The sequence below is a fragment of the Ramlibacter lithotrophicus genome, from assembly GCF_012184415.1.
GTDB lineage: Bacteria > Pseudomonadota > Gammaproteobacteria > Burkholderiales > Burkholderiaceae_C > Ramlibacter > Ramlibacter lithotrophicus.
This window is the reverse complement of the sequence record NZ_VTOX01000013.1, coordinates 1-21,459: the sequence shown is the minus strand read 5'-3', so window position 1 is coordinate 21,459 and position 21,459 is coordinate 1. Positions and strand designations below refer to the sequence as shown.

Sequence of the window (21,459 nt, the reverse complement as noted above, 5' to 3'; positions counted from 1 at the left end):
GACGCTGCCAGTTGTAGCTCGTCAAAGACCCATCTGCCCGGCAATTACATTCCGCTGAATCTCATTACTTCCCGCGCCAATCGGTCCGATCCGGCAGTCGCGGTAGTGCATCTGCATTTCAAATTCCATCATGTAGCTGGCACCTCCCATCACCTGCATGCCCATGTCCACTATCCGAACGTTGTTCTCGGTAGCTATGACCTTCGCCATGGCTGTCTCCATGACCGGGGCCAAGCCCTGGTCCATCATGTCGGCCACCTTGTATGTAATCGAGCGTGCGGATTCGGTGAGCATCTGCATGTCCGCGAACTTGTGGGCAATCGCTTGAAACTTCGTTATAGGCTGATTGAACTGAACTCGATTCAATGCATGGTTCTTGGCGTAGTCGAGAACTCGCTGGCAATTGCCCACGTGAGAGGCAGCTACGATGGTTCGTTCGAGATTCAGCCCACGCATCAGGTTCTTCCATCCCTCGTTGAGCCCCCCCAACATGTTCTCTTCGGGAACATGGACGTCATCGAAGAAAAGCTGGTTGGTGTGCAAAGCTCGCCGTCCGAGACCCTTGAGCGGCTTGATTGTCAGCCCTGGAGACTTCGTGTCGACAATGAACATTGTCATCCCACGGTGCCTTGCAGCCGGATCCGTCTTGGTCGCAACGACAATGTAATCTGCCACGTGAGCGCCGGTTGTGTATATCTTGGCACCATTGATCACCCAATGGTCCCCCTGGCGTACGGCGCGAGTCTGGATCGCGGCGGCGTCAGAACCCGCCTGCGGCTCGGTCATCGCAAAAGCGAGCTTGATATCGCCGTTGATTATTTTGGGGATGAAGCGAGCTTTCTGGGCCTCATTACCATAAAGTCTGATGTGCCCACCGCCCAGGACGACGGTTGTCAGGTAGGAAGAGCTGATGCCGTTCCAGTAATAGGCCAGCGTTTCGATCAGGATTGTGAGATCCTTGAATCCCAAGCCCATTCCGCCAAACTCTTCAGGGAACGGTAAGCCCATCCATCCGGCATCCACGAGCGCTCTGTATGCTTCAGCAGGGAATTGCTCAGCCTCGTCCAGCTTCATTATCTGCGCGCGTGGCAGCACCTTTTCTAGCAGATCGAGCACGCTCTCGCGAATTCGCCGCTGATCTTCCGTGAGCCCCCACTCGGGCATTCCGTGTTCCATTTGGCTATTTCCCCTAGTTAACGACGCGACCGGTTACTTGTCCGGCCACAGCGCAGTCATTGCGGCACGATACCGGCTCGTTTTGCGAGTTGCCTCATTTTCCGAATTTCATTCTGCAGCTGGACGATGAAATCCTGAGGGGAGCCGCCGACGACCTCGTACCCTAAATTCTGTTCGATTTTTTGTCTGATCTCCGACAATCGTAAAGCCATATTGAATTCAGAGTTGAGCTTGTTAACGATGCTAGCTGGCACTCCTGCTGGTCCGGTAACGCCAAACCAGATAGTCCCGCCATCGTACCCGGGAATACCGCTCTCTGCGATCGTCGGTATTGTTGGCGCTAGTGAGAAGCGCTTCGCGCTACTAATAGCCAGAGGCCGTAATTGACCTTTTTCCAGGAATGGCTGAATAGTTCGAACTGAATTAAAAATTCCTTGTACTTCGTTATTAACCAATGCGGCTATAACGGAGATGACCCGCCGTACCGGATTCCCTGAATTTTAATGTCCGCCATGGTAAGAAAATAGGCAAACTCGAAGTCATCTGCACCAACTATTCCCCAATTCAAATCCTTGGGCCGCTCCTTGGCAATGGCAACTAACTGATCAATTGTTTTAATCGATGATTTGCCATTGACTACCAAGACCCACGGTGATTCGACCAACTTGACGATGTGAGAAAAATCATTCATGGTGTCGCGGGTGACGTTTTTCGTCACGAATGGCGCCACCACGAAATTTGAACTAGTTACCAGTAGTGTGTGGCCGTCGGGAGCACTTGCGCGGACGTAGTTGACCGCTATTTCACCTCCGGCACCAGGTTTGTTTACCACAATGACCGGTGTCCCTAGGCTTGCCGTCAACTGGTTTGCCATAAGTCGCGCCATGACATCGGTGCCCCCGCCGGCCGCAAATGGCACAACAAGCGTCACAGGTCGATCTGGAAACGTACTCGCGAGCGCATAGTGGTTAAGTACAGCGAGTAATGCAACAATGCAAAGGTTAAAGCGCAGCATTTTATGAAAAACCATGATATGTCTCCAATTTGACAAGCGGCCAAGAATTGACTTGAAACGGATGACGCAGCGTAAGACTGCGTATTTCATGTGCGCATCTTCAATTGCTTCGATATAATGCTCAGCATAACTTCTGTGGCACCACCTCCGATCGCTACCAAACGCAGGTCGCGGGTAAGTCTGGAAATTTCTGCCTCATGCATGAACCCCTGGCCCCCGAAAAATTGCAGACATTGGTCGGGTACCGTTCGTGCCAGTTTCCCCGCTTTTAGTTTTGCCATTGAGGCCAGCAACAAGATGTCATCTCCGGCATTGTAGGCGGCGACAATTTTCTCACAAAGCGCGCGTAGCAGAGCCACCTCAGTTGCGAGTTCCGACAAGACAAAATGAACCCACTGGTTGCTTAAAATACTGCGGCCGAATGCTTGCCGCTGCTTTGTGTATTCGACCGTAATTTCAATCGCTCTTTCGAGTTGGGAAGTGGTGCGAATTGCAGAAAATAGTCGCTCTTCCTGGAATTGCTCCATTTGATAAATGAATCCCCGGTTCTCTTCGCCGATGCAAAATCTTTGTGGAACGTGTACCTCGTCAAAAAAAATCTGAGCAGTGCCCGATGCTCGTAAGCCATGCTTGCTTAAAGGCTTTGAACGAGTGACGCCTTTGATGGTTAATGGAACCACAATTAGCGACTTGTTGTAGTGAGGAGAGCGTTCGCGCTGGGTGTTGACCAAGATACAGCCCCAATCAGCTATGTCGCCATTGGTTATCCACATCTTTCCACCGTTAATTACGTAGTCACCGCCTTTTCTTGTGCACGTGGTTTTTATGCTTGCCACGTCCGATCCAGCGCCAGACTCACTGACCCCAATACATCCGATGAGTTCGCCTGTTATGCTCGGGACTAGGAACTCCTTCTGCAGTTCGGAACTTCCATATTTGGCCAGCGCAGGGGTGCACATGTCGGTTTGAACACCGACAGCTGTGGCGACGCTGCTACTGCGGCATCGTCCAAATTCCTCTATGTAGATTGAATTAAATGAATAATCAAGACCCAACCCGCCAACCGTAGGGTCCCTCATAATCCCCAAGATACCAGCGGTCCCGGCCTTCTTGAAGAGCTCGCGCTGGGGAAATTTTTCGCAGCGCTCCCATTCTTCGACGAATGGAATCACTTCAGTATTCACGAATTTTTGAATTGCACTTCGGAATAGATTGTGGTCTTCAGAGCTATTCAACAATTGCATATGAAATTGAGTATGTAACGAATGTTTTACTCGGCGTGAAATCGTGCTGGTCGCTTCGATATAAATGCATCAGCTGCTTCTAAGCGATCCTTGGTGTTGAACAAGATGGCCAGTAAGTCTTTTTCCAATCGGAGCCCGGCTTTTAAATCCAGGTTCGCGCTTTCACGGGCGGCCTCCTTTACGTATGCGACCGCAGCGGCAGGCTTGTCCGCGATGCTGTTGGCGAGTCTTTCTGACTCGGCAGCAAGACTTGATCCTTCTTCGATCAGTCGCGAGATAAGACCGAGGTTGTACGCGACCTGGGCCTGGATTTTTTCCCCGGTGATGAGAAGGTCAAGTGCTCGGCCAAGACCAATCAATCGTGGAAGGCGTTGCGTTCCTCCTGCTGCAGGAATGAGCCCAAGATTGACCTCAGGAAGTCCGAAAATCGAATTCGAAGAGGCGATGCGTATATCACAGGCGAGAGCCAACTCCAGGCCACCGCCTAGGCAATACCCGTTGATAGCTGCTATTGTCGGCTTGGAAAAATCGTCTAACGCTTCGATCCAGCCATTGTGCCGAAAGCTCTTTCGCAAATCAGTAATGGACCCCGTCGCGCGTAACTCCTTTATATCTGCCCCAACGCAAAAGGCCCGGGAACCAGAACCCGTGATCACGATCGCCCTTACGTCCCGCGCTCGATCCAATTGAGCCAGAACTTTTGGGAATGTATCGCGAATTTCATTGTTTATCGCATTTAGAGAATTCTCTCGGTTCAATGTGATGTATGCAACGCATTGCTTTTTTTCGACCATCAACGCCGGTTCATCAGCTTGATTGGTCAGCGGTCGCTGATGATGCAGTTCATTCATTGAAAGATTTCCGCTTCACCATGACGGTGATCACTCCTTTCTGAACTACCACGCCGTCCTGATTGACGAGGTTGAAATCTCTTACAACGAGTCCTCGATCCGGGCGGCTTGCCTCACGCTTTGATTTCACCTTCATTTCGACGTGAAGAGTATCTCCGGGGAAGATCGCGGCGGTAAAGCTCCATTCCACGCCCAGCAGCGCCAGCGTCGTTCCATCGAATAGCCCGGTGCTATAGCTCAGGCCCGTTGCGATAGCGAAGCCAAGCGGACCATGCGCTATGCGCGTTTTGAAAGGTGTGGTTTTGGCGTAATTTTCGTCGACGTGTAGTTTGTTGTGATCGCCGGACAGTTCGGCGAAGGAACTTATGTCGGCATCCGATATAGTCCGCGTTTTAGTAACAAACGTTTGTCCGACTTCGAACTCTTCGTAGTAACGTCCCATACTCCAACTACCCCTTGGTCTTTGAGGTTGCTTCCAACCCCGATGGAACGATTAACGCATCAACGACCATGGCGTTGAATCCAGTTACGACGATCGGGTTTATATCCATCTCTGAAAAATTGTCGCCAAGATCGACGATGAATTTAGAAATTCGACTAATTAAGCTTCCAAGAGCACTGACGTCGATTGAAGGCGAACCGCGAAAGCCATCCAATAGACGGCGCCCACGCAGGTTGCGTAGCAGCGTGACCGCGTCTTCGGTCGAAACTGGGGGCAGTACTACGCTCACATCGTTAAGTAACTCTACCCAGATACCTCCCAGGCCGATGACCATTACTGACCCAAACTGCTTGTCGTAGCGCGCGCCCACGACAATTTCCAATCCGCTGGGAGACATCTCCTGTACCAGCAGTCCATTGATCCGTGGAGGGGGCTGAATGAATTGCGCCGTTTGCAGCACCTCCTGACACGCCTGCCGTAGGGCAGCCTCTTCTACCAGACCCAGTCGCACAACCCCTGCATCCGTCTTGTGCTCGATGTCAGGTGATTCAATCTTCAAAGCTACCGGATAGCCGATGTCGCGTGCGGCCGCGACGGCCGCCTCGGTATCGGCACAGAGACGCTCGCGCGTCACCGGGATGTCGTAAGCAGCAAGAAGACGCTTGCATTCGCGCTCTGTTAGGCTGCGCAGTTCCGACCTCGCCGTGCCCAGCAATGCCTCGACCTGAGACCGTGCTTCGGCAAACTTCGGATCGAATTCATGCTGCCGTGATCGTTGCCGCACGCCTTCGCGCCATTGCCAATCGCGGACGGCCTCGAAACAGCGCCGCATCGATCTGAAGAAGGCGACTTTCGGATCTTGTTCGTAGATGCGAGTGGCTTCGCCGTCCAGGATCTCGCTTGTCCATGCGATGCAGATGGGCACATCCAGGTCGGCTGCCAGCTCGCAAATGAACTTCGCACGGTCCAGCGCTGCTTGCGGCTGGGCATATGGAATGGGTATAGTCAAGGCGCAGAAAGCAGAATCTGCCGCCATGGCTGCAACGCATTCTTTGAAAAGGCCCAAGTCGCGCAACACCGACGCAGTCGTGTCGAGTGGGTTGCTGATAGTCGCAAATGAAGGAAGCACCTTGGCGAGACGCTCTCGTGTCCCGGATGCAGGGTGCGGCAGGGGTAGCCCCAGATCTCCGCCGAGATCGGCCGCCATGACGGCCAAACTGCCAGACGTGGTGACTACTCCGACACCGCTGCTTCGCGGTCGCCCGACCTTCGCGAAGAAGGTCGCAGTTTCAAGTACATCGTCCAGGTAATTTCGCGAAATGATGCCGACTTTTCGGAATGCCGCTTCATAGGCCTCGGCCGAACCCACCATTGTCCCTGTGTGAGACCGCGCGATTTGCGCTCCCGCTGCGGAACGCCCGGTCTTGCAAACAATGATGGTCTTATCGGCCGTCAACGCCCTTTGACCCACTTTCAAAAGTCGCTTCCCGTCGGACAGACCTTCCATAAAAGCGACGATAACGCGGGTGCGGTCATCGCCAATCAGGAAATCAATGTAATCACATACGTCTACGTCACTAGCATTGCCACAAGCCAGAAAGTACCCGAAAGGAATGCCTCTGTCCATCGCCTGTAGCAGCCCATAGCCAATGCCGCCGCCCTGAGAGACCACTGCAACCGGGCCAGGCCGCAACGGTTTACCCGCATAACCATCCAGGAAATGCATGGTCGCGCCGGAATGCATGTTCAGCAAGCCGCTGCAATTCGGTCCGGCCAGGCGAACACCGCCAGCCCGGGCAATCGCGATAATTCTCGCTTGCGCGTCGAGCGCCTCGGAGGAGCCGAGTTCGGCAAAACCGGACGCATAAACTATGACACCGCCCACACCTAGCGCCGCGCATTCAGCAACCGTTTGCTCTACCGCCTCCTTGGGCGTAGCGATGATCACGCAATCGGGCACTTCGGGAAGGGCACGCAAGTTCGGATAGCAACGCCGGTCACAAATCTGTTCGTAGCCGGGGTTGACAGGGTAGACAACGCCCTGGAATGCGTATAGGTTAGCCAATGTCCTTTCCCCGAAGGAGCCTTGACGTGGCGATGCGCCGACGACGGCGATCGATCGAGGCTCAATCAGTCGGCGCATGTTCTCTGTTGGATGGATTTCTCGTCGGGTTGGCAAACGGGCCATAGTCGCTGGTCTCGAAGTTTTCAGTCCGCGGTAGGAAGCTTGGCGTCCCTGAATAGCGTGGCCCACTTCTTGACTTCGGCTTTTACTATTTCGCCAAATTCCTCCGGTGTGCTGGTCTCAACTTCCAAACCACTATTGCGCAAAGTCTGCTGCACGTCAGGCGATCGCAGAGCCCGAACAATTTCATTATTGAGCTTTGTAACTATTTCCTTTGACACTCCCGCTGGCGCAAAAAAGCCCACCCAAGCACCACCAGCAAACCCGGGATAGCCTGATTCTGAGATGGTCGGCACGTTCGGCAAGGCCGAGGACCTTTTGGCCGCCGGCACCGCTAGCGCCTTGATTCGCCCGTCCCGTACAAACGGCAGGGCGCTCGTCATGGTTGAGAACATGATGTCGATCCGGCCAGTCATGAGGTCGGCAAACTCCGTACTGCCGACCTTATATCCCACCGAAGTGACGTTGATTCCCGCAGCGAGCTTAAACATCTCGCTGAGTAAGTTGGCAGTGCTGTGAGAGTAGCCTAGGGTGAGTCCTCCTGCTTTCGACTTGGACAGGGCAACCAATTCACTCAAATCCTTGGCGGGCAACGTGTTGGTCGCCACTAATACATACTCTAGATTTCCAACGAACGTGATGGGCGAAAAATCTTTAACCGGATCGTACGGGAGCTTCTTGTACAAGCTGGCATTAATACCGTGGGTGCCGCTCGAGCCCAGCATGATCGTGTACCCGTCAGACGCCGCCGCGGCCGTTGCTTGGGCCGCGATACCTCCGCCCGCCCCGGGGCGGTTTTCAACGAAAACAGGCTGGCCCAGATTCTCACTCAGCTTTTTCCCGATAACGCGCGCCCAGAGATCAGAGGTGCCGCCCGCGCCTACCGAAATGATGCGGATTGGCTTGGTAGGAAACTGCACTTGTGCGGCAGATGCAGTCACAAGAAAGAGCCCAATCAGTGCAAGGAAGAACCGTGACATACACACTCCATATAAGGAAAGAAAGGGGCGGCAAACAAACGGCCGTACGTATATTATCCGTGCACGGGTAAGGATGCAAGAGTGACTGCCGGGGATCTTGGTCCCGTGCTCTGGCCGGGCACCAGCACATGAACTTCGCCGCCGCACTGGGTGCCCGCAGTCAGTCCCACGACGCTCGATCCGGGCATCTCATCTCAGCGCTCTCAGGCGACCTCGAACAGCGCTGCGGCGCCCATGCCACCGCCAACGCACATAGTGACTACCACGCGCTTTGCGCCGCGGCGCTTGCCTTCGATCAGAGCATGGCCTACCAGACGGGCGCCTGTCATACCGTAGGGATGCCCGATAGAGATGCCGCCACCATTCACGTTGTAACGATCGGGCTCGATGCCCAGCTTGTCGCGGCAGTACAGCGCCTGCACGGCGAAGGCTTCGTTCAGTTCCCACAGCCCAATGTCTTGCACGCTCAGGCCATGCTGCTTGAGCAGCTTGGGAATGGCCAGCACCGGGCCGATGCCCATTTCCTCGGGAGCGTTGCCGGCCACCGCCGTGCCGCGGTAAATGCCGAGTGGCGCGAGGTTAAGGCGTTCGGCGACTTTGGCGTTCATCAGCACGCAGGCACTGGCACCGTCGGAGAGCTGGCTGGCGTTACCGGCGGTGATCACGCCGCCGTCGATCACCGGCTTGAGTCCGGCCAGCGATTCGGCGGTGGTGTCGGGTCGGTTGCCTTCGTCGCGCGCCAGTACCACGTCTCGGTAGATGACCGCGCCGGTCTGCTTGTCCGTCACAGCCATCCTAGTGCGGATGGGGACGATCTCAGCGTCCAGCCGCCCTGCTGACTGCGCGGCCGCGGTGCGCAGCTGCGACGACAAGGCATAGGCATCCTGCGCCTCGCGCGAGATGCCGTATTTTCGGGCAACATTCTCGGCCGTCTGCAGCATGGGCATGTAGGCGTGCTCGGCGTGTGCGATTACGTTCGGGTCCTGTTCCTCGGCCACCCAACCAAAATAGCGGTTCTGCACGGCCGAGATGTTCTCCTGGCCCCCTGCCAGCACCACCTCCATGCCATCAACCATGATCTGCTTGGCCGCGGTGGCGATAGCCATCAGGCCCGATGCGCACTGGCGGTCCATGGTCTGCGCGGGCACGCTCAGGGGCAGGCCGGCGGCCAGCACCGACAGGCGGGCTACATTGGAGCCGGCGGTGCCCGCTGTCAACACGGTCCCGATGACGGCATCCTCGATGCGGTCGCCCTCGATGCCGGCGCGCTGCACTGCATGACGGATCGCATGGGCCATCAGCGTGGGCGACTTGATGTTGTTGAGTGCGCCCCGGAATGCCTTGCCGATCGGGGTGCGTGCGGTGGAAACGATGACGGCTTCAATCATGACTTGTGCCTTTCACGGTGGATGGTTGTGTCAGAAATGGATGGGCTCAGGCGATCAGCGCGGTGCCTTGGTTAGCGCGGTCGCGCAACCAGGGGCTCACGTCCCAATGGCCATAGGGATTGCCCAGCGTTGTGGCCCAGTGCTCCAAACGCGCGACGACTTGCTTGGCACCGATGCGCTCGCCCCAGTACATCGGCCCACCCAGTGCGGCAGGGAAGCCATAGCCATGAACCCAGACGAGGTCCACGTCGCCGACGCGCGCGGCAATGCCTTCTTCGGCAATGCACGCACCTTCGTTGACCAATGGCAGCAGGGCGCGTTCGATGATTTCCTGTACCGGGATGGCGCTGCGACGCTTCAACCCGTTCTCGGCGGCAAGTCGCTCGCACAGGGCCACGAGATCGGGGTCGGCCACTGGCGTGCGGCCTTCGTAACGATAGTAGCCCCGGCCGGACTTCTGGCCATTGTGGCCAAGCGCGAATAGTTCGCGGACTACGCCGCGGTAGGCAGGATCCTTGCATCCCTGGCCGGACTTCTGGCGCGCCAGCACGACTTTGGCGGCAACATCGACACCGGCCAGGTCGATCATGCGACACGGGCCCATCGCGAGACCCACGGATTCGATGGCATTGTCGATGGCCTCGGGCGTGGCGCCTTCCAGCAACATCGCCTCGGTTTCGCGCAGATAGCCTTCCAACATGCGGTTGCCGATGAAGCCGTAGCACACGCCCGAGACCACGGCCACCTTCCCGATGCGTTCGGCAATGCCCATGACAGTGTTCAGTACAGCCGGCGCCGTGGCGGAACCGCGCACCACTTCCAGCAGCCGCATCGCGTGCGCGGGGCTGAAAAAGTGCATGCCGAGGAAGTCCGCAGGGCGGCCGCTGGCCTGGGCCAGCACGTTGACGTCCAGCGTCGATGTGTTGGTGGCGATAATCGCGCCAGGCTTACACAACTGGCCCAGGCGCCCGGCCAAGTGCTGCTTGATTGCGAGGTCTTCGAAGGCGGCTTCGATGACCAGATCGCAGGTGGCGAGGTCGTCGAGCGCGGTGGAACCAGTGATGCGGGCGAGGACGGCGGCTGCTTTTGCCTCGTCCAGACGCCCGCGCTTGACGAGGCTCTGCGCGGTACGCGCCAGGTTATCCTGACCACGTTTGAGCGCATCTGCGTTGGCGTCCATCATCGTGACGCCATAGCCGCCCAATGCGAAGCACAGTGCGATGCCCGAACCCATGGTTCCGGCACCGACGATTCCGACGGCCGCCACGATGCGCTCTGGCTCGGAGTTGGGGTCGCGCCGTGCGGAAAGGCGCTCGGCCGCAGTGAGGTATTGCTTGGCGGCGCTCGTCAGCGCATCGGTGTTCTCGCTGGCGCGGGGAATAGTGGAGGTTGGGATCATGGTATCCGTGTCGTGAACCGGAAGAAGCTAAAGGATCTGGAAGCGCGGAGGTCAAAACCAAGCGTCCTGCATCTCGGCACAGGTGTTGTCCAGCGCGCTTACGGGCGCCAGCCAGGCATCCACCTTGGGCAACTCGTGGTAGAAGAAGTAGCGCGCTGTCTGGCGTAAGCCCCGGCGAAGCTGTTCGTCCTCGACACCTTTGACTGGCCGGGCGCCCGCGCACAGGCTCAGGTCCAGCCAGATCCAACCGAGCACGAGGTGGCCGAAGGCTTCGAGGAACGGGCCAGCATTGGCGAGCACGCGCGCGGTGTCTTGCTCCTCCTGCAGGCGTCGCACCGTGACCCGCAGCATCGCGAGCCGGTCCGCTAGCGCGTCGGCCGCTTCCGCCAGCTCTGCCGTAGCGTGCGCCCGGTCAATTGTTGCTTCCACGCATGCCGCCCAGCGTTGCAGCGCAACGCCGCCGTCGCCAAGAATCTTTCGTCCCAGCAAATCAAGCGCCTGGATGCCGTGGGTGCCCTCATGGATCATGTTCAGGCGGTTGTCGCGCCAGAACTGTTCGACAGGGAAGTCGCGGGTGTAGCCGTAGCCGCCGTGGATCTGGATCGCCAGCGAGTTGGCTTCGAGGCACCATTGACTGGGCCAGCTCTTGGCCACAGGCGTCAGCAGTTCAAGCAAAGTGGCGGCTTCGGCAGCGGAATCGGATTCACCGGTGTGCTTTTCGTCCACCAGTCGGGCGCCATACAGACACAGCGCCAAGCCGCCGACGGCGTACGCACGCTGCGCCAGCAACATGCGCCGCACGTCCGTGTGGGCCACGAGTGGTACCTGGGGGCCTTCGCTGCGCTTTCCACCTGGGCCAGTCGCGCGTCCCTGCGTGCGATCGCGCGCGTAGCGCAATGAGGCTTCGTAGCCCGCCATGCCCAGCATGGCCGCGCCCATGCCCACGTTGAGCCGCGCCTCGTTCATCATATGGAACATCAGCGCCAGGCCTTGGCCGTGTTCGCCGATGCGGTAGCCGATAGCGCCCGCGCCCCGGTTGTTCAGGCCGCCGGGCGCACGCACCGGGAACTCGCCGGCCCCGAAGGCCAGAAGGGTGTTGACGGTGCCTCGATAGCCGAGCTTGTGGTTTAGTCCGATGAGTTTCACGTCATTGCGCTCGCCCGTGCGCTCGCCGTTGGCATCGACCAGCCAGCGCGGCACAGCGAACAGCGACAACCCCTTCACGCCGGGGCGCACGGCGCCTCGCTCGTCTTCACTCCGCGCCAACACCAAGTGCAAGATGTTCTCGCCCAGCTCGTGCTCGCCGCCGGAAATCCACATCTTGCTGCCGCGGAGGCGGTAACGCGGGCCGAGGGGGTCTTGCGCGTGGCCGGCGCCATCGGGCGTGGCGCGGGTGGCGATGTCGCCGAGACTGGAGCCCGCCTGCGGCTCGCTCAAGCACATGGTGCCGAAGCATCGCCCCGTGGTCATCGGATGCGCGAAGGCCTGCTTCTGCGCCCGGGTGCCGTGGGCCATCACCAAGTTCGCGTTGGCGTAGGTCAGCATTGCGTATGCGCTCAGACTGATGCTTGCGCGAGAGAAGTACGCATTTGCGGCCAAGTCGATCAGGTACGGCATTTGCAGGCCCCCGGCGTTCTGGTCGTGCCCGGCTGAAAGCAGGCCCAACTGGGCATACGCTTCCAATGCATGGCGCACGCCCTGAGGCTGTACCACCTTGCCATCGATGAGCCTGGGCTCTTCAAGGTCCAGCGTGCGGTTCAGCGGCGCGAAGACTTCGCGGGCCAGGCGCTCGGCGGCATCCAAAGCCGCATCAAAGGTCTCGCGTGAGTGGTCCTTGTGGCGGGGCCTTTGGCAGAGTGCCTCTGCGTTGAGCCAGTCGTACAGCAGCAGATCGAGCAGTGCTTGCATGGCGTCACAGAGAGATGCCGCCGCTGACTTCGAGGCAGGTGCCATTGACAAAGCTGGCATCGTCGCTGGCGAGGAAGGCGTAAACAGCGGCGACTTCCTCTGGCTTGCCCAGGCGGCGTTGCCAGGATGAGTCTTCCAGCTTTTCCAATACCTTGTCGGGGATCGTACGCAGGATGTCCGTGGCGATGAAGCCGGGGCACACGGCGTTGACGCGCACGCCTTTGGGCCCGAATTCGCGAGCCCAGGTCTTCGTCAGCCCAATGACTCCGAACTTGGTGGCCGCATAGTTCGACTGACCGAAATTGCCGTATAGGCCAACCACGCTGGAAGCGTTCAGGATCACACCCCTCTTGTTCTCCACCATCGACGGCGCTACGGCCTTCCCGAAAAGAAACACGCCCCTGAGGTTGACACCGATCACGTCTTCCCACTGCGCCTCACTCATGCGCAACAGTTGCGCGTCCCGCGTGATCCCAGCGTTGTTGACGAGGATGTCCACCCGACCCCAGCGCCCCAGCGCCTCCGCCACGCAGGCGTCCACCTGTTGGCTCTGCGTGACATCTACGCACAGGGCTACGCATCTTTCAGGCTCGAACCCTAATTCCTGCACGGTCGCACGCACACGCGCTTCGTCGATGTCGCACATCAGAACGCGCGCGCCTTCGTGCAGCAAGCGCTGCGCAGTGGCCAAGCCAATGCCATTGGCTGCGCCGGTGACGATTGCAGTGCGGTTTTCAAACCTTTTCATGAATTCCTTTCCTGTCGAGCGTCAGAGAAATGCGAGGTACTGCAGGGGTTAGTCCCTATTCATCCATCGCAGACCAGCTATTGTTAACAAACAAACGTACGTATATTATTAGAAGCGTAGACACTCGTCAATCTCGTTGCGATCCCACTATGAATGGCTCTTACATCCTCGAAACGGAAGGCTTAACAAAGGAGTTCCGCGGCTTTGTTGCTGTGCGCGACGTGAACCTGCGCGTGCGCCGTGGCGAGATCCACGGACTGATTGGCCCGAATGGCGCCGGAAAGACCACCTGCTTCAACCTGCTGACGAAGTTCCTCGAACCCAGCCAAGGCACCATCCGCCTCAACGGACGCGACATCACGGCCGAGCAGCCGCAGCGTATTGCGCGCATGGGCATGGTGCGTTCGTTCCAGATCAGCGCGGTGTTCCCACACCTGACGGTGCTGGAAAACCTGCGCGTGGCATTGCTGCGCGGCCAAGGCATCAGCTACCACTTCTGGAAGTCGGGCCGCCTGCTATCACGTCTGGATGGGCGCGCCATGCAGCTGCTCGAAGACGTGGGGCTGGCCTCGCACGCGCATGTCGTGGCTGCCGAGATGCCGTACGGCCGTAAGCGCGCCCTCGAGATCGCGACCACGCTGGCCCTGGAGCCTGAGTTGATGTTGCTGGACGAGCCGACCCAAGGCATGGGCCACGAGGACGTAGACCGAGTGATGGCACTGATCAAGCGCGCGGCGGCTCAGCGCACGGTTTTGATGGTGGAGCACAACATGAAGGTCGTCTCCGGCATCTGCAACACCATCACAGTGCTGGCGCGGGGATCGGTGCTGGCCGAGGGAGCCTATGCCGCGGTGGCCGCGAACTCCGCGGTCATCGAGGCTTACCTCGGCACCGAGGCTGCGCCGGCCACGGCAGCGACCCCCGCCACGCCTGTGGGAGCTGCTGCATGAGTGTCGCCTCCACCGAATACCTGCGCGTGGCAGGGCTCCACGCCTTCTACGGGGAATCCCACGTCCTGCACGGGATCGACTTCGACGTGCGCCCGGGCGAATGCGTGAGCCTGCTGGGGCGCAACGGGGCCGGTCGCAGCACTACCTTGCGCGCGATCATGGGACTGACCGGTCGTCGCACAGGGTCGGTCATGGTCAATGGGCGCGAGACCATCGGCATGCCGCCGCACCGCATCGCGCGCCTGGGCGTAGGCTACTGCCCCGAGGAGCGCGGCATCTACGCCAGCCTGAATTGCGAGGAGAACCTTCTGCTGCCGCCGCGCGTGGGCAGCGCGGGCCTGTCGTTGGACGAGATCTACGAGATGTTTCCCAACTTGGCCGAACGCCGATTCAGTCAGGGCACGCGCCTGTCGGGCGGCGAGCAGCAGATGCTGGCCATGGCGCGCATCCTGCGTTCGGGTGCGCAGCTGTTGCTGCTCGACGAAATCTCCGAGGGTTTGGCGCCGGTGATTGTGCAGCGTCTGGCCGAGGTGATAAAGCGGCTCAAAGGCATGGAGTACACGATCGTGCTGGTCGAGCAGAACCTCCGTTTTGCGGCGCCGCTGTCAGATCGCATGTTCATCATTGAGAACGGGCAGGTCGTCACGCAGCTGGCTCAGCATCAGCTGTCGCAGCGCCGATCACTGCTTCAGGAGTACTTGGGAGTCTGATTCATGCCTAATCCTTCGGATATTCCGCTGGCGGCCCTCCTAGGGCAGCTGATGTTGGGTCTGGTCAACGGCTCGTTCTACGCAATGCTCAGCCTCGGGCTGGCGGTGATCTTCGGCATGCTCAACATCATCAACTTCGCGCATGGCGCGCAATACATGATCGGGGCCATGCTCGCTTGGATGTGTCTCGAGTATCTGGGTTTGAGCTACGGATGGGCGCTCGTGCTGGCGCCGATCTCCGTGGGCATCTTCGGCGTGGTGCTCGAACGCGCGCTTCTGCGTCGCCTGCAGAAACTGGATCATGTGTATGGGCTGCTGCTGACCTTCGGCCTGGCACTAATGATCGAAGGCCTGTTCAGCCACATCTATGGCCTGGGTGGACAGCCTTACGGGATTCCCGAAGCGATGCGCGGCGCCTTCAATCTCGGGTTCATGATGCTTCCCAAGTACCGCGCCTGGGTCATCGTGGCATCGCTGGCGGTCTGCCTGTCGACGTGGCTCGTAATTGAGAAGACGCGGCTCGGCGCCTACCTGCGCGCGTCGACCGAGAACCCGCCGCTGACCCAGGCCTTGGGCATCAACGTGCCGGTGCTGGTGACGCTGACCTATGGCCTTGGCGTCGCCCTGGCCGGATTGGCCGGTGTGCTCTCGGCTCCGGCCATGCAGGTCAGCCCGCTAATGGGCTCGAATCTGATCATCGTCGTGTTCGCGGTTGTCGTGATCGGGGGCATGGGCTCGATCCTGGGTTCCGTGGTGACGGGCCTGGGGATCGGTGTGGTCGAAGGGCTCACCAAGGTGGTCTACCCCGAGGCCAGTTCGACCATCATCTTTCTCATCATGGCAATCGTGCTCGTCGTCCGGCCGGCAGGCCTGTTCGGGAAGGAGTCGAAATGAAACGCCTGAGCAATCCCACGATCGTGCTCTATGCGGCCGGTCTGATCTTCCTCCTGGTGGCGCCGGCGTTCCTGTACCCCGTGCTGGTGATGAAGATCCTGTGCTTTGCGATGTTCGCCTGTGCGTTCAATCTGCTGCTAGGCTACACTGGCTTGCTGTCTTTCGGTCACGCGGCGTTTTTCGGCACAGCCGTCTATCTCACGGCGCACGCCCTCAAGGTCTGGGCTTGGCCGACGCTGCTCGGGATCGCATTCGGCACGGCCGCAGCTGCGCTGCTCGGTCTCGTGATCGGCTTTCTCGCCATACGGCGGCAGGGCATCTATTTTTCGATGATCACGCTGGCTATGGCGCAACTGGTGTACTTCTTCTTCTTGCAGTCTCCCTTCACGGGCGGCGAGAACGGGCTGCACGGTATACCGCGCGGCGACGTGTTGGGCATCGGCCTGGGCGGCGAACGGAGCATTTACTACTTCGTCGTCGTCGTCTTCGCACTGAGCTTCTGGCTGATCCACCGCACCATCCAGTCCCCGTTCGGTCAGGTGCTGCGCGCGATCCGAGAGAACGAATCGAGGGCTGTGTCCCTGGGCTACGACGTGGGGCGCTACAAGCTGCTGGTCTTTGTGCTCTCGGCCGCACTCGCGGGTCTGGCGGGGGCCACCAAGGCAGTGGCATTCAATCTGGCGTCACTGTCAGACGTGCACTGGCACACCTCCGGCGACGTAGTGCTGATGAGCCTTCTGGGCGGGATGGGAACCGTGCTGGGACCGGTGGTCGGTTCCGCAGTGGTGGTCACGCTGCAAACGCAGTTCGCCGACAAGCTTGGTTCGCTGATCACGGTCAGCATGGGCGGCATCTTCGCGGTTTGTGTGCTGGCGTTCCGGCGCGGCATCGTTGGGGAAGTGGGTGACTGGTTGTCGCGACAGAGCATGCTGAGTGGAACGGCCAAGCGCTGAGGGGGGCACAATATGGCGTTCAGTTCGACAACAAGGAAGAAAGGCATGGGACGTCCGTTCAACGCAGATGCTAAGGCAACGTGGCGCACGATCCATTCAAAGGGCATCATGCTGTTGTTCAAGCACGGGTTCGAGGCGATGAACCTGCGGCAGTTGGCGGCTGACGCGGGGTTGACTCCGGGCTCGCTCTACAACTATTTCGACAGCAAGAGCCAGTTCCTCTCCATGATCCTGTGCGGCATCATGGAGAACATTCTCGCGGACTTGGAAAAGAGCGTGGCGCCGGTGCAAGAGGCGCGTGAGCGCCTGCGCAAGTTCATTGAATTCCATATCGAATGGCACACGGCACGCAGAGTCGAGACCTTTATCGGCTCCAAGGAAATGCGAAGCCTCTCCAAGCACGACTACAAGAAGTACACCGAACTGAGAAAGCGCTACGAAAACTTTGTTAAGAGCATTCTGGAACAAGGGGTGGCCGAAAACAAGTTTGTGGTCGCAGATGTGTCCGTCACTACCTTCGCGGTTTTGGACATGCTGACAGGGACCCACGCCTGGTACAAGGCGGGCGGGCGTCTCACGCAGGGTCAGATCTCCGAAATTTATGTGGACTTGGTGTTTAGGATGATCGACGTCGAACACCAGGCGCCGCGGGCAGGCCAGCCGGAGCGGGTCTGCCTCACACCCGCGACGATCAGCCCAGCCACTTCGGCCGCTGGGCCGTCTGATCCCAGGGCGTCTTTGCATGCATCACCCGCCAGACCCCCGTCTCACGTTGCCTGCCTGTCTCCAGAGTCGCACTGAACACGCAGTTCGCGCTTGAGGATTTTGCCGGTGGCATTTTTCGGCAGCGCGTTCATGATCCACAGCTTCTTAGGCACCTTGTATCCGCCGAGATGGCCGCGCAGATACGCGATCAGTGCGGCTTCGTCGGGCGCGTGCCCCGCGCGAAGCACCACGGCAGCGGCCACGGCCTCTCCCCAAAGCTCGTCGGGTACGCCGAAGACGGCGCACTCGGCCACGGCCGGATGCCGCATCAGCGCATCCTCGATGTCCGACGGGTAGATGTTCGCGCCACCGCTGATGATCATGTCCTTCTTACGGTCGATCACGTAGATGAAGCCCTGCGCGTCGCGGCGGCCCAGGTCACCCGTATGCAGCCACCCGTCGCGCAGCGTTTCAAGGGTCACAACAGGCTGGCGCCAGTAGCCGGAGAACACGTTCGGGCCGCTCACGATGAGTTCGCCGATTTCGTCGGTGGCGACCTCCCGACCTTCGTCGTCGACAACGCGCAGCTCAACGCCCGGCAGCGTCTGTCCCACCGAGCCGGCGTGAGTCTCGTGGCCGGCGCCCAGCAGGATGGAGACGTGCGAGGTGCCCTCGGTCATGCCATAGGAGTGCTGCAGCCTCTGGCCGAACACGCGCATCGCTTGGTGCAGTCGGCTGCCGGTGATTGGAGCCGCGCCGTACTGCACGCGCTGCAGTGAGGTGATGTCGCGCAAGGGCAGGTCCGGCTGGTCCAGCAACTGATACAGCACCGTGGGCACGGTGAACATGAAGGTCACACGCTCCCTCTCAATGGCGTCGAGGATGGCCGCAGGCTCCACCTTTTCGAGGAAGACCGTACGGGCGCCGCGCAGTAGGTGCACCAGGCAGAAGATGCCGGCGGCGTGGAACATCGGGCTGAGCTGAAGGTTCACGCCCCCTTCGGGCAATCCGACGGCAGCCAGGTATTGGCGCAGGTTAGCCAGATAATTGGCGTGAGTAAGCACGGCGCCCTTGGGTGCGGACGTGGTGCCGCTCGTATAGAGCATGACGGCACCACTGTCGCGGTCGACCGCCGGCAGGCGGACATCGTTGTGCGGAGCTGTGAAAAGCGTGTCATAGGCGATGGTGCCGGGCTCCTGACCTTGGCCGACCATCACCACGGTGTGCAGCCCCGGCAGCGCGTCGCGAAAGCCCGCAATGCGGTCGACATAGCGCGCATGCACGAACAGCACCGTGGCCTGGGCGTCCCTCAGGATGCGTTGCTGTTCCTCCGGCAGCTGGCGCAGGTTCAGTGGCACGCATAGGTGTCCGGCCAGGGCGCAGCCCAGTTGCGTCTCCACGAAGGCGCAGCCATTGGGGAGCAGCAGCGCTACCCGGTCGCCGGGCTGGCTGCCTGGTGTGCCGAGGAAACGCGCCACGGCGTGAATGCGCTGCGCGAGTTGCGCGTACGTTCGTTGGCCGTCGGAGTCCGTGAGCGCGATCGCTTCGGGGCGCGCTGCTGGGTTGGCCAGCACAACGTCGGCCAGGTTCTTCACGGCGGTGTCATGTGTTCATACATAGTAAGGCCGGCCGATCAACGTCCGGCCAGTAGTTCACGACCTACCAGCATGCGGCGAATTTCCGAGGTGCCTGCACCGATCTCGTAGAGCTTCGCATCGCGCACCAAGCGCGCGGCCGGGTATTCGTTGCTATAGCCGTTGCCGCCCAGGCATTGCATGGCCTGCAGCGCCGCCTCAGTGGCGCGCTCCGCCACGAATAGGATCAGCGCCGCTGCGTCCTTGCGTGTAACCCTGCCGCGGTCGGCCGCAGCCGCCACGGCATAGACTTGGGCACGGCAGGCGCCGAGGGCGGCATATATGTCGGCCAGCTTGCCTTGCATCAGCTGGAAGTTACCGATTGGCTGGCCGAATTGGCGGCGCTCGTTCAGATAGGGCAAGGACAGGTCTAGGGCGGCCTGCATGATGCCCAGGGGGCTCGCCGAGACGACGATACGCTCGAAGTCCAGGCCACTCATCATCACCTGCACACCGGCGTTCTCGCCACCGACCAGATTTTCAACCGGCACCTCGCAGTCCTCGAACGTCAGCTCGGCCGTGCCCGAGCCGCGCATGCCGAACGTGTCCAGTTTTTGGCCCACGCAAAAACCGGGGAAGTCGCGCTGCACTACCATGGCCGAGATACCGTTCTTGCCGGCCTCGGGCGCCGTCTTCGCATAGACCAGATACACGTCTGCGGCGATGCCATTTGTGATCCACAGCTTGGTGCCGTTCAGGATGTAGCGGTCGCCTTTGCGCTCGGCGCGCAGCCTCATGCCCACAACATCGGAGCCAGCGCCAGGCTCGCTCATGGCCAGCGAAGCCACATGCTCGCCCGATAGCAATTTGGGCAGGTAGCGGCGCTTGAGTTCCGAGTTCGCGTTCTTGCGCAATTGGTTCAGGACCAGATTTGAGTGGGCTCCGTAGGACATGCCGATGGAGGCCGAGGCTCGCGTGATCTCCTCCAGGGCTACCACATGCTGCAGATAGCCCAGGCCGGTGCCGCCGTCCACCTCAGCAACAGTGATGCCCAGCAGGCCGAGTTCGCCAAAAGCAGGCCACAACTCGCGCGGAAAGCGGTTCTCGGCGTCGACTTCCGCCGCGATCGGGGCCACGCGTTCGTTCGCGAAGCGTCGCACCGCCTCGCGCAGGCGTTCGGTGTCTTCGTCCAGTTCGATGTGCATAATTCCGTTCCTGCAAACAAACGGCTGTTTGTATTGTTATCGGCATCGTGATGCGCGTCAAGAGGAGAAGTGTCGGACCTCATGAGCCAAATGCCGTCAAGCCGTTACCTCCTATTGACACCGACTCTCGGCTCCAATAATAATACGTACGACCGTTTGTTTCAACGGCCCAAGAACCAGAATCATTCAACCTGAGGTGCGCATGTCGTTCGCCAAAATTCACCTGGAAACGCGAGGATCGGCGGCAATCATCACGCTGGACAACCCTCCGGTGAATGCGCTGCATCCGAGCGTAGCCGAGGAAGTTCTCCTGGCCTTGAGCCAGATTGCGGCGCAACCGGCGGTGCGCGGGGTTGTGATTGTCGGGCGTGGTCGCTTCTTCATCGCGGGTGGTGACATCGGCTTCTTTCCTTCGCTCGATGCGCGCACGGCGGAAGCGTATGCACTGGGCATCCAGCGCATGCAGGCGGCATTCCAGACGCTAGATCGTCCGGTAATTGCCGCGATCAATGGCCATGCGCTGGGCGGCGGCTGTGAACTGGCGATGGCTTGCGACATCCGCATCGCGGAGGAGCAAGCCAACTTCGGTCAGCCGGAAGTCCGTTTAGGCCTGATGCCGGGCGCTGGCGGCACGCAGCAATTGCCGCGTCTAATCCCTGTGGGCCAGGCCAAACGTTTGCTGTTCACCGGACGTCACCTCGGTGCCGCGCAGGCACTGTCGCTGGGCCTCGTGGACGAGGTCGTGCCCTCTGGGCATGCTCTGAATACGGCATTAGCGCTGGTCGATGAGATCGCCGCTAATGCGCCGTTGGCTGTAGCTCAGATTAAGCGAGCAGTGGATCTCGGCCTCACCCAATCGCTCACCGACGGTCTGAAACTCGAGGCCGCGCTGTTCGGCGAGCTGTTCCGAACCGAAGATGTTCGCGAGGGTGTTTCTGCCTTCCTCGCCAAGCGCGCACCAGAATTCAAAGGCCGCTAGTGCCTGTGTGTCTCCCTGTCATCACCGTAAGCGACCAGGGAACACATGTTGACCGCGCGGCCGCTGCGTAGGAGCCTCGAGTCCGCTTAACTTACGCGGACACATGAACACTTACGGGGTCGATTTGATGGGGCGGCGCCGCCGCCGGCGGCA

20 protein-coding genes are annotated in these 21,459 nt (G+C 59.7%); 6 read left to right on the top strand and 14 right to left on the bottom strand.

Going from position 1 to position 21,459, the window contains the following annotated elements:
• Positions 1 to 21 precede the first annotated feature (21 nt).
• The 12 genes from RAMLITH_RS23960 to fabG all read right to left on the bottom strand — a co-directional run bounded on the left by RAMLITH_RS23960 (position 22) and on the right by fabG (position 13,336).
• Positions 22 to 1,176, bottom strand: a complete 1,155-nt coding sequence (locus RAMLITH_RS23960; protein ID WP_238344375.1) for an acyl-CoA dehydrogenase family protein — start codon at positions 1,174 to 1,176, stop codon at positions 22 to 24.
• Positions 1,177 to 1,232: 56 nt separating this feature from the next.
• Positions 1,233 to 1,631, bottom strand: a complete 399-nt coding sequence (locus RAMLITH_RS26300) for a Bug family tripartite tricarboxylate transporter substrate binding protein (protein ID WP_168109995.1) — start codon at positions 1,629 to 1,631, stop codon at positions 1,233 to 1,235.
• Positions 1,632 to 1,636: 5 nt separating this feature from the next.
• Positions 1,637 to 2,281, bottom strand: coding sequence for a Bug family tripartite tricarboxylate transporter substrate binding protein (locus RAMLITH_RS26295; RefSeq protein ID WP_168109994.1), 645 nt, complete (start codon positions 2,279 to 2,281; stop codon positions 1,637 to 1,639).
• Positions 2,278 to 3,426 carry an acyl-CoA dehydrogenase family protein gene (locus RAMLITH_RS23945; protein ID WP_168110102.1) on the bottom strand — a complete coding sequence of 383 codons (1,149 nt, stop codon included), beginning with the start codon at positions 3,424 to 3,426 and terminating at the stop codon, positions 2,278 to 2,280. Before RAMLITH_RS23945 ends, RAMLITH_RS26295 begins: the two co-directional genes overlap by 4 nt.
• A gap of 35 nt (positions 3,427 to 3,461) precedes the next feature.
• Positions 3,462 to 4,286, bottom strand: a complete 825-nt coding sequence (locus RAMLITH_RS23940) for an enoyl-CoA hydratase/isomerase family protein (RefSeq protein WP_168109993.1) — start codon at positions 4,284 to 4,286, stop codon at positions 3,462 to 3,464.
• Complete coding sequence (locus tag RAMLITH_RS23935) at positions 4,279 to 4,728, bottom strand: MaoC/PaaZ C-terminal domain-containing protein (RefSeq protein WP_168109992.1); 450 nt, start codon at positions 4,726 to 4,728, stop codon at positions 4,279 to 4,281. The genes RAMLITH_RS23940 and RAMLITH_RS23935 overlap by 8 nt, the downstream gene beginning before the upstream one ends.
• 7 nt (positions 4,729 to 4,735) lie before the next feature.
• Complete coding sequence (locus tag RAMLITH_RS23930; RefSeq protein ID WP_168109991.1) at positions 4,736 to 6,871, bottom strand: acetate--CoA ligase family protein; 2,136 nt, start codon at positions 6,869 to 6,871, stop codon at positions 4,736 to 4,738.
• Positions 6,872 to 6,936: 65 nt separating this feature from the next.
• Complete coding sequence (locus RAMLITH_RS23925) at positions 6,937 to 7,893, bottom strand: Bug family tripartite tricarboxylate transporter substrate binding protein (RefSeq protein WP_168109990.1); 957 nt, start codon at positions 7,891 to 7,893, stop codon at positions 6,937 to 6,939.
• A gap of 203 nt (positions 7,894 to 8,096) precedes the next feature.
• Positions 8,097 to 9,281, bottom strand: a complete 1,185-nt coding sequence (locus RAMLITH_RS23920; RefSeq protein ID WP_168109989.1) for an acetyl-CoA C-acyltransferase — start codon at positions 9,279 to 9,281, stop codon at positions 8,097 to 8,099.
• A 46-nt stretch (positions 9,282 to 9,327) separates the two neighbouring features.
• Entirely contained in the window at positions 9,328 to 10,680 is a 1,353-nt protein-coding gene (locus RAMLITH_RS23915) for a 3-hydroxyacyl-CoA dehydrogenase (RefSeq protein ID WP_168109988.1), read from the bottom strand.
• Between the two features lie 51 nt (positions 10,681 to 10,731).
• Positions 10,732 to 12,588, bottom strand: a complete 1,857-nt coding sequence (locus RAMLITH_RS23910; protein ID WP_168109987.1) for an acyl-CoA dehydrogenase family protein — start codon at positions 12,586 to 12,588, stop codon at positions 10,732 to 10,734.
• A 4-nt stretch (positions 12,589 to 12,592) separates the two neighbouring features.
• Positions 12,593 to 13,336 carry a 3-oxoacyl-ACP reductase FabG gene (gene fabG, locus RAMLITH_RS23905; RefSeq protein ID WP_168109986.1) on the bottom strand — a complete coding sequence of 248 codons (744 nt, stop codon included), beginning with the start codon at positions 13,334 to 13,336 and terminating at the stop codon, positions 12,593 to 12,595.
• Positions 13,337 to 13,485: 149 nt separating this feature from the next.
• Between fabG and RAMLITH_RS23900 the strand changes: the two genes are divergently transcribed.
• Genes RAMLITH_RS23900 through RAMLITH_RS23880 form a run of 5 tightly spaced genes read left to right on the top strand, consistent with a single transcriptional unit; the run spans position 13,486 to position 17,644 of the window.
• Positions 13,486 to 14,286: an ABC transporter ATP-binding protein gene (locus RAMLITH_RS23900; protein ID WP_168109985.1), complete on the top strand. Its 801-nt coding sequence runs from the start codon at positions 13,486 to 13,488 to the stop codon at positions 14,284 to 14,286.
• Positions 14,283 to 14,996 (top strand): ABC transporter ATP-binding protein, encoded by a 714-nt coding sequence (locus RAMLITH_RS23895; RefSeq protein WP_168109984.1) that lies wholly within the window; start codon positions 14,283 to 14,285, stop codon positions 14,994 to 14,996. Before RAMLITH_RS23900 ends, RAMLITH_RS23895 begins: the two co-directional genes overlap by 4 nt.
• 3 nt (positions 14,997 to 14,999) lie before the next feature.
• Positions 15,000 to 15,890 (top strand): branched-chain amino acid ABC transporter permease, encoded by an 891-nt coding sequence (locus RAMLITH_RS23890; RefSeq protein ID WP_168109983.1) that lies wholly within the window; start codon positions 15,000 to 15,002, stop codon positions 15,888 to 15,890.
• Positions 15,887 to 16,843, top strand: coding sequence for a branched-chain amino acid ABC transporter permease (locus tag RAMLITH_RS23885; protein ID WP_168109982.1), 957 nt, complete (start codon positions 15,887 to 15,889; stop codon positions 16,841 to 16,843). Before RAMLITH_RS23890 ends, RAMLITH_RS23885 begins: the two co-directional genes overlap by 4 nt.
• Positions 16,844 to 16,888: 45 nt before the next feature.
• Complete coding sequence (locus RAMLITH_RS23880; protein ID WP_168109981.1) at positions 16,889 to 17,644, top strand: TetR/AcrR family transcriptional regulator; 756 nt, start codon at positions 16,889 to 16,891, stop codon at positions 17,642 to 17,644.
• Here RAMLITH_RS23880 and RAMLITH_RS23875 read toward each other — a convergent pair.
• Positions 17,611 to 19,143: a long-chain-fatty-acid--CoA ligase gene (locus tag RAMLITH_RS23875; protein WP_168109980.1), complete on the bottom strand. Its 1,533-nt coding sequence runs from the start codon at positions 19,141 to 19,143 to the stop codon at positions 17,611 to 17,613. The two genes, RAMLITH_RS23880 and RAMLITH_RS23875, sit on opposite strands and share 34 nt — an antisense overlap.
• A gap of 38 nt (positions 19,144 to 19,181) precedes the next feature.
• Positions 19,182 to 20,327, bottom strand: a complete 1,146-nt coding sequence (locus RAMLITH_RS23870) for an acyl-CoA dehydrogenase family protein (protein ID WP_168109979.1) — start codon at positions 20,325 to 20,327, stop codon at positions 19,182 to 19,184.
• Positions 20,328 to 20,529: 202 nt separating this feature from the next.
• On the opposite strand from RAMLITH_RS23870, the gene RAMLITH_RS23865 reads away from it, so the two are divergent.
• Positions 20,530 to 21,306, top strand: a complete 777-nt coding sequence (locus RAMLITH_RS23865) for an enoyl-CoA hydratase/isomerase family protein (RefSeq protein WP_168109978.1) — start codon at positions 20,530 to 20,532, stop codon at positions 21,304 to 21,306.
• The last annotated feature ends 153 nt before the right edge of the window (positions 21,307 to 21,459 follow it).

Coding starts and splice junctions, on each gene's coding strand:
- RAMLITH_RS23960 (WP_238344375.1), bottom strand. CDS start 1,176: ATGGAACACGGAATGCCCGAGTGGGGGCTCACGGAAGATCAGCGGCGA.
- RAMLITH_RS26295 (WP_168109994.1), bottom strand. CDS start 2,281: ATGAAATACGCAGTCTTACGCTGCGTCATCCGTTTCAAGTCAATTCTT.
- RAMLITH_RS23940 (WP_168109993.1), bottom strand. CDS start 4,286: ATGAATGAACTGCATCATCAGCGACCGCTGACCAATCAAGCTGATGAA.
- RAMLITH_RS23935 (WP_168109992.1), bottom strand. CDS start 4,728: ATGGGACGTTACTACGAAGAGTTCGAAGTCGGACAAACGTTTGTTACT.
- RAMLITH_RS23930 (WP_168109991.1), bottom strand. CDS start 6,871: ATGCGCCGACTGATTGAGCCTCGATCGATCGCCGTCGTCGGCGCATCG.
- RAMLITH_RS23925 (WP_168109990.1), bottom strand. CDS start 7,893: ATGTCACGGTTCTTCCTTGCACTGATTGGGCTCTTTCTTGTGACTGCA.
- RAMLITH_RS23920 (WP_168109989.1), bottom strand. CDS start 9,281: ATGATTGAAGCCGTCATCGTTTCCACCGCACGCACCCCGATCGGCAAG.
- RAMLITH_RS23915 (WP_168109988.1), bottom strand. CDS start 10,680: ATGATCCCAACCTCCACTATTCCCCGCGCCAGCGAGAACACCGATGCG.
- RAMLITH_RS23910 (WP_168109987.1), bottom strand. CDS start 12,588: ATGCAAGCACTGCTCGATCTGCTGCTGTACGACTGGCTCAACGCAGAG.
- fabG (WP_168109986.1), bottom strand. CDS start 13,336: ATGAAAAGGTTTGAAAACCGCACTGCAATCGTCACCGGCGCAGCCAAT.
- RAMLITH_RS23900 (WP_168109985.1), top strand. CDS start 13,486: ATGAATGGCTCTTACATCCTCGAAACGGAAGGCTTAACAAAGGAGTTC.
- RAMLITH_RS23895 (WP_168109984.1), top strand. CDS start 14,283: ATGAGTGTCGCCTCCACCGAATACCTGCGCGTGGCAGGGCTCCACGCC.
- RAMLITH_RS23890 (WP_168109983.1), top strand. CDS start 15,000: ATGCCTAATCCTTCGGATATTCCGCTGGCGGCCCTCCTAGGGCAGCTG.
- RAMLITH_RS23885 (WP_168109982.1), top strand. CDS start 15,887: ATGAAACGCCTGAGCAATCCCACGATCGTGCTCTATGCGGCCGGTCTG.
- RAMLITH_RS23880 (WP_168109981.1), top strand. CDS start 16,889: ATGGGACGTCCGTTCAACGCAGATGCTAAGGCAACGTGGCGCACGATC.
- RAMLITH_RS23870 (WP_168109979.1), bottom strand. CDS start 20,327: ATGCACATCGAACTGGACGAAGACACCGAACGCCTGCGCGAGGCGGTG.
- RAMLITH_RS23865 (WP_168109978.1), top strand. CDS start 20,530: ATGTCGTTCGCCAAAATTCACCTGGAAACGCGAGGATCGGCGGCAATC.